1 protein-coding gene and 1 pseudogene are annotated in these 1,912 nt (G+C 57.9%); one reads left to right on the plus strand and one right to left on the minus strand.

The annotated features are described in order from the left end of the window. Positions 1–325: 325 nt before the first annotated feature. Positions 326–1,351, minus strand: coding sequence for an IS110 family transposase (locus M3I54_RS44125; protein WP_254346685.1), 1,026 nt, complete (start codon positions 1,349–1,351; stop codon positions 326–328). A gap of 105 nt (positions 1,352–1,456) precedes the next feature. Here M3I54_RS44125 and M3I54_RS44130 point away from each other — a divergent pair. Continuing rightward, positions 1,457–1,912: pseudogene (locus M3I54_RS44130) on the plus strand (transposase); the annotation flags it as partial.

The following is a 1,912-nucleotide window of genomic DNA, read 5'->3' on the forward strand; positions in this document are numbered from 1 at the left end:
CACGCCACCCCATTCTTATCCTGATTGTCGCGCGGCCAAATACCTGCGGCGTCACCATTACACAGCAATCCTCAACGACTGGTGGCTTCAGCTTGATTGTCGCGCGACACCCACTCGCCCGCGTCAATCAACGCCGCGCGTCAATCAATAAACGCTTGCCAGCGTCAATCAACATCGGCATCATCATTTCTGCCGCGACATTCTCAACTTGTTTGTCGCGCGTCTCTCATCCGGATTGTCGCGCCACAGCGCAAAGTGATCTTCTATCTATTGATGATTCTGACCGCCGTGGAGAAGGTTCGATTGAACATTGCGGCATTGCCGGTCAGGCTTCCACCGGTTCTTGCTGGAAAGCATCGCCGTATCTCAATACCGCCCACGCCATCCGCGCATTCTTGGCGGCAATGGCAACCGCCGCGCGCCAGTATCCGCGCCGCTCAATGAGGCTTCTAATCCAACGGCTAAGCCGGTCTTGTTTATCCCGAAGATTTGACATCACGGCGCGTGCGCCGCTTACCAGAAGCGTACGTATGTAGGCGTCGCCGGCCTTGGTTATGCCTCCGAGCCGGACTTTGCCGCCACTGCTATATTGCGAAGGCGTCAAGCCGAGCCATGCAGCCACTTGCCGGCCATTCTTGAAGTCGTGGGCAGCGCCGAGAGTGGCGAGCAATGCGCTGGCCGTGGTGGGCCCTATCCCGCGCAGTTCCATGAGCCTGCGACTGCGCTCATCCTCGCGGGCAAGCCCACGAATGGCGCGATCGTACTCGTCGATACGTTCTCCCAGCCGATCGATATGTTCGAGCAGATCTCGAATGCAGCGATTTGCCCAGCCAGGCAAAGCCTCCATACGGGTCGTGATGTTGCTGCGCAACTTCGCCGTACTTTGCGGCAACACAATACCGAACTCGGACAGCAGGCCACGTACACGGTTATAGCTCGCGGTGCGCTCTTCGACAAAGCCTTGACGTGTGCGATGCAGGCAAAGGGCCGCCTGTTGGTGTTCGTCTTTGAGAGGGACAAACCGCATGTTAGGCCGCGTGACAGCCTCACAGATGGCAGCCGCGTCAGCGGCATCGTTCTTGCCCTGCTTGCCTGACATCCGGTACGGCGCAACCAGTTTTGGCGCAATCAGCTTTACCGTGTGCCCGTGTTGCTGGAACATTCGCGCCCAATGGTGTGCGCCTGAGCAGGCTTCCATGCCAATCAGACAAGGCGGAAGTTGTGCGATGAGGGCCGCCAATTGATCGCGCATGACACGCGGCTTTACAAGTACGGCTTTGCCAGCCTTGTCCACGCCATGCACGGCAAAGACGTTCTTTGCAAGATCGATTCCTAACGTAGCAATGGTCATGAACTTCCCCTGATATCGATGCGGTTGAGGGATCGGGACCGAACAATGGTACGCCGAAGCTGGTTCGCGGCTTCCACCGAAACCAGGATGGGGAAGTCCCTTTCATTCATCTACGGTTACCTGAACCGTATTCAATCCAGCCGTCGTCTTGAACGTGAGTGCCAGCGCAATGTTGAACTGATGTGGCTCACGGGGCGCCTTGCGCCGGACTTCAAGACCATCGCCCGGTTCCGTAAAGACAACGGCAAGGCGATCCGCAGCGTCTGTCGCCAGTTCGTGATGCTGTGCCAGCGTCTGGACCTCTTCGCAGATGCGATTGTTGCGATCGACGGCAGCAAGTTCAAGGCGGTGAACCACCGCGACCGCAACTTCACGAGCGCCAAGCTCGAGCGACGGATGCGCGACATTGAGTCAAGTATCGCTCGCTATCTCGAGGCGATGGACACAGCGGATCGTCAGGAGCCTGCGATCGCGAAGGCCAGGACAGAGCGACTGCAGGAGAAGATCGCGGCCTTGAAAGAGCAGATGCGCAGTCTGAAGGAGATCGAGGTTCAACTCAAC

Origin of the sequence: Paraburkholderia sp. CNPSo 3274 (assembly GCF_024206475.1) — a bacterium.
In the GTDB taxonomy this organism is placed as follows: domain Bacteria; phylum Pseudomonadota; class Gammaproteobacteria; order Burkholderiales; family Burkholderiaceae; genus Paraburkholderia.

Coding starts and splice junctions, on each gene's coding strand:
- M3I54_RS44125 (WP_254346685.1), bottom strand. CDS start 1,351: ATGACCATTGCTACGTTAGGAATCGATCTTGCAAAGAACGTCTTTGCC.